Consider the following 4,890-nt stretch of genomic DNA (forward strand, 5'->3'; position numbering starts at 1 on the left):
GCGGCGGGTCAGTTTCGGATGTGTTCACTGACACACCGCTTTCGCGAGCAAGCCCGCTCCCACATAAGCCCATTCCCACAGTTACTCTTCAACAGTCTTACCAACCCTGCCCCTGGCGCTTCAACTCCAAACGCCGCACAAACTCCTCCAGCACCAACCCATACAGATCGTCCTGCAAATAGGCATCCTCGATCCCCGCGTCCATATTCGGGTTGTCGTTCACCTCGATCACCACCACCTTGTCGCCGGACTGCTTGAGGTCGACGCCATAGAGGCCGTCGCCGATCAGGTTGGCGGTCTTCACCGCCAGCTCCACCACCGCCTTCGGCGCTTCATGGACCGCGAGGGTGCGGCACTCGCCGTTGATGGCCTGGCCGATGGCCTTGTGGTTGTAGATCTGCCAGTGGCCCTTGGACATGAAGTACTGGCAGGCAAAGATCGGCTTGCGGTTGAGCACGCCGATGCGCCAGTCGTACTCGGTGTAGAAGAACTCCTGGGCCAGCAACAGCACCGAATGCTCGAACAACTCGGCGGTGGCCTTGAGCAAGGCTTCCTGGCTTTCCACCTTTATCACGCCCTTGGAAAAGCAGCCGTCGGGGATCTTCAGCACCAACGGAAACCCGAGCCGCTCGCCGACCCGCTCGAAGTCTTCCGGTCGCTCCTTGTAGAGGATCTCGGTGGCGGGCATGCCCAGCTGATGACTGTTGAGCAGGTCGGCCAGGTAGACCTTGTTGGTACACCGCAGGATCGACGCCGGGTCGTCCATCACCACCAGGCCTTCGCTTTCGGCTTTCTTGGCGAAGCGGTAGGTATGGTTGTCTACGCTGGTGGTCTCGCGGATCAGCAAGGCGTCGTATTCGGCCAGGCGCGCGTAGTCCTTGCGCTCGATCAACTGCACATCGATGCCCAGGCCCTTGCCCACGCGAATGAAATGCTCCAGGGCCTTGGGGTTGGACGGCGGCAATTGCTCCAGGGGATCGTGAAGGATCGCCAGGTCATAACGGGCCACCCGGCGCGAGCGCGGCTGGCGCCAGATCTTGCGGCTGAAGTTGTCGAGGGCGTGGGCGAATTGATCTTCCTGGTCATCACGCAACTTATGCAGCGCGCCGCACTTGACGCCTTCGATATGCCAGCCGTTATGTTTTTTGAATTCAACTAACAGAATCGGGCAGGCAAAGGTTTCAAACAACTCGCGGGCCAAATCCTGCAATGGCTCTATCGTCGTCCGGCCAAAATAAAGAGTCAGGGTAAAGCCTTCGGTATTGCTGTAAAGGTGATGGCTGAGGGCTTTATCCAGGGTCTTGTCCAAGTTATCCAGGGCCAGCCCGTATAACGACTTTTTCGTCAGTTCGCTGATGGTGCGCACCGAGGGAATCACCTTGTGCCCGCGTGCCTCGGCCAGCAGCGAACAGTAGTAGCCGTGGCCCAGGTACTTGTAGCTACGGCACAGGTTGATGACCTGCACACGCTTGCCCACGTCGCTGTCGCGGGTTTGTTCGAGGTATTCCTGGGCGGTGACGATGTCTTCGCTGGGGAAATAGGAGGCCCAATCTTCCTTACGTTCAACGATGATGACTACTTGACTGGACGGTTTCGACGTCGCGGAAAAATAACCGTTGGAAGTTATTGTCGCCATGACACTTTGCTCGGATACTTCACGCCAATGACCTTGTACCGCTGACATAGTATTTGATCCGCTTTAGAGAACTCGACCTTTTCTATTAAGCACGATCTTTTAGAGAAGTCCCGTTTCGTTACGCAACTTTTACGGCGGTTATATGGCACTTTCCTTTCGCGTTGCATGCACCACGGATATACCCGCGTTAATCGCTCTGGAGCAGCAATGTTTTATCAGTGATCGGCTCTCACCGCGCAGTGTGCGCTGGATGGTCAGCCGCGCCCACGGCCAGTTGCTGGTGGTGGCGCGTGACGGGCACCTGCTCGGTTATGCCCTGCTGCTGTTACGCCGCAGGAGCACGCGGGCGCGGTTGTACTCCATCGCCATCGCCGAACAGGCGCGCGGCATGGGCCTGGGCCAGCAACTGCTGGCCCGCATCGAAGCCTGCGCCGTGGCGCACCGCTGCACCCATTTGCGCCTGGAGGTGCGTACCGACAATCCCGGCGCCCTGGGCTTGTACGAGCGCAACGGCTACCGGCGCTTTGCCCAGGTCGACGACTACTACGCCGACCACACCAGCGCCCTACGCCTGGAAAAACCCTTGCTTACGCCACCTGCTTGATCCCGGCCTTGGCTTCCAGCTCGCGCACCAGTGGCAACACACGCTTGCCGAAATACTCCACCTCTTCCTGGAAGTGCAGGAAGCCCGCCAACACCAAATCCACGCCCACCGCCTTGAGCGCAACAATGCGTTCGGCGATCTGCTGCGGGGTGCCGATCAGGTTGGTCTTGAAGCCGTCGTTGTACTGCACCAGGTCTTCAAAGCTGGATTTGGCCCAGTTGCCCTCGCCTTCCGGTGAGGCTTTGCCCGCCTGTTTGGCCGCGTCACCAAAGGCGTTGACGGCCTCGGGATCGGCCTTGTCGATGATTTCGGCGAGTACGGCGCGGGCCTCTTCTTCGGTGTCGCGGGCAATCACAAAGGCGTTGACCCCGACTTTCACCGAATGGTTGTTGGCCGCCGCCTTGGCGCGAATGTCATCGACCTGCGCCTTGATCCCTTCGGGGGTGTTGCCGTTGGTGAAATACCAGTCCGACACGCGCGCGGCCATGTCCCGCGCCGCCCGTGAACTGCCGCCCTGAAACACTTCCGGTTGGCCCAGCGGCTTGGGCTTCAAGGTGTAGTGGTTGAAGCGGTAGAAGTCGCCCTTAAAGGTGAAATCGTCCTGGGTCCAGATGCCTTTGAGCGCGCGGATAAATTCCTCGGAGCGGCGGTAACGTTCGTCATGCTCCAGCCAATGCTCGCCGATGGCCTGGAACTCGCCTTTGAACCAGCCGCTGACGATATTCACCGCGATACGGCCGTTGGTGAGCTGGTCGATCGTCGCCAGCTGCTTGGCCGCCAGCGCCGGTTGCCACGGCCCGGGCAAGATCGCGGCGATCACCTTGAGGGTGGTGGTCGCCGCCAGCAGTGCATGGCTGAACGCCACGGATTCATGCTGGTTCTCGGCGCCGTAGCCGGCGGTGAAACGGATCTGGGTCAGGCCGTATTCAAAGCCGGCGGCTTCTGCCAGTTGCGCCAGTTTGCGGTTGTAATCGATGCCCCAGTGGGTGCGTTGCTCGATCTTGCTGACCACCAACCCACCGCTGACGTTGGGTACCCAGTAGGCAAATTTCACAGGCTGCTGACTCATCGGACACTACCTCGTACATAGGGGATGTACTTAAGGCTTGAGCAGCAAGCGTGCCAGCCCCGCCAAACGCCCGCGCCAGGCGGGTTGCGGCAAACGGCGAGGCGCCGCAGCGATGTCGCAGATCGCGACGGTTTGTCGATCCACTGTTGCCAGGGCAACAGTTGCTGCGGCTTGCGCCCCGTAAACACGGGCTCGCGCACCCGGCACGGACTGTGCAATCACCACTGCATTGCCCACAGGAGCCGTCCCCCATGACTGAACACCACGTCATCAACCCGCTGTCCATCGGCGTCGATTACCCCACGCTGGCCGCGCGCTTCCGGCCGATCTTCGCACGCATCGCCGCAGGCGCCGTGCAGCGCGAACAGACCCGCACCCTGCCCCATGAACCGATCCAGTGGCTCAAGGAAGCCGGCTTTGGCGCCGTGCGCGTGCCGGTGGAATACGGTGGCGGCGGCGCGTCCCTGCCGCAGCTGTTTGAACTGTTGATCGAGCTGGCCGCCGCCGACTCCAACATCCCCCAGGCCCTGCGCGGGCACTTTGCGTTTGCCGAAGACCGCCTCAACTCGCCGCCCGGCGCGGGGCGCGACCTGTGGTTCAAGCGCTTTGTCGACGGCGATATCGTCGGCTGTGCCTGGACCGAAATCGGCAACGTGGCCATTGGCGATGTGGTCACCCAGGTCAGCCCAGACGGTGAAAACTGGACACTCAACGGCGAAAAGTTCTACAGCACCGGCAGCATTTTCGCCGACTGGATCGACGTATACGCCCAACGCAGCGACACCCAGGGCGATGTCATCGCCGCCACCCGCGCCCGCCAGCCCGGCGTGGTGCACAGCGACGACTGGGACGGCTTTGGCCAGCGCACCACCGGCAGCGGCACCTCGCGCTTTACCAACGCCGTGGTGGAAGCGGACAACGTGATCGACTTTGCCACGCGCTTCAAATACCAGACGGCGTTCTACCAACTGGTGTTACTGGCCAGCCTGGCCGGGATCGGCCGCGCCGCGCTTAACGACGTGGCCGAGCAGGTGCGCAGCCGCAAGCGCATCTACAGCCATGGCAATGCGCCCCATGTCAGCGCGGATGCGCAGATCCAACAGGTGGTGGGAGACGTCGCGGCGCTGGTCTACGCCGCCGAAGCCAGTGCGTTGAAAGCCACATTGCCGGCACAGCAGGCCTATGTGGCGCGGTTTGGCGGGGATGATGCCGTCGAGCGCGCCGCCAATGTGGCGGCCGAGATTGAATCGGCGACGGCGCAGGTGGTGGTGTCGGAGTTGATTCAGCGGGCGACGAGCCAGTTGTTCAACGCGCTGGGGGCGTCGGATGTGCGCCAGGGCAAAGCCCTGGATCGGCACTGGCGCAATGCGCGCACGGTGTCGTCGCATAATCCGGTGATCTACAAGGCGCGGATTGTCGGGGATTGGGTTATCAACGGGACTGAGCCGCCGTTTGTGTGGCAGATCGGCAATGGCCCGGCAAAAGCCTAAGGCCAGCTTCGGTTAAAAATGTGGGAGCTGGCTTGTGTGGGAGCGGGCTTGCTCGCGAACGCGGTGTGTCAGTCAAAGATGTATTCACTGA

Annotated in this window: 3 protein-coding genes and 1 pseudogene; 2 read left to right on the forward strand and 2 right to left on the reverse strand. The window is 61.3% G+C overall.

What is annotated here, in order from left to right; genetic code table 11:
- Positions 1-97: 97 nt before the first annotated feature.
- Positions 98-1,636 carry a RimK family protein gene (locus NUV89_RS27500; protein ID WP_257783788.1) on the reverse strand — a complete coding sequence of 513 codons (1,539 nt, stop codon included), beginning with the start codon at positions 1,634-1,636 and terminating at the stop codon, positions 98-100.
- 142 nt (positions 1,637-1,778) lie between these two features.
- Here NUV89_RS27500 and NUV89_RS27505 point away from each other — a divergent pair.
- Positions 1,779-2,225 (forward strand): annotated as a pseudogene (locus NUV89_RS27505) (GNAT family N-acetyltransferase); the annotation flags it as partial.
- Here NUV89_RS27505 and sfnG read toward each other — a convergent pair.
- Positions 2,224-3,309, reverse strand: coding sequence for a dimethylsulfone monooxygenase SfnG (gene sfnG / locus NUV89_RS27510; protein WP_257783790.1), 1,086 nt, complete (start codon positions 3,307-3,309; stop codon positions 2,224-2,226). The pseudogene NUV89_RS27505 and the gene sfnG sit on opposite strands and share 2 nt — an antisense overlap.
- Positions 3,310-3,560: 251 nt before the next feature.
- Between sfnG and NUV89_RS27515 the strand changes: the two genes are divergently transcribed.
- Positions 3,561-4,799: an acyl-CoA dehydrogenase family protein gene (locus NUV89_RS27515; protein WP_257783791.1), complete on the forward strand. Its 1,239-nt coding sequence runs from the start codon at positions 3,561-3,563 to the stop codon at positions 4,797-4,799.
- Positions 4,800-4,890: the final 91 nt, after the last annotated feature.

Origin of the sequence: Pseudomonas sp. 18.1.10, assembly GCF_024655625.1 — a bacterium.
GTDB lineage: Bacteria > Pseudomonadota > Gammaproteobacteria > Pseudomonadales > Pseudomonadaceae > Aquipseudomonas.

Bases quoted from the DNA above. Each gene is read 5' to 3' on its own strand.
- NUV89_RS27500 (WP_257783788.1), bottom strand. From the start codon at position 1,636: ATGGCGACAATAACTTCCAACGGTTATTTTTCCGCGACGTCGAAACCG.
- sfnG (WP_257783790.1), bottom strand. From the start codon at position 3,309: ATGAGTCAGCAGCCTGTGAAATTTGCCTACTGGGTACCCAACGTCAGC.
- NUV89_RS27515 (WP_257783791.1), top strand. From the start codon at position 3,561: ATGACTGAACACCACGTCATCAACCCGCTGTCCATCGGCGTCGATTAC.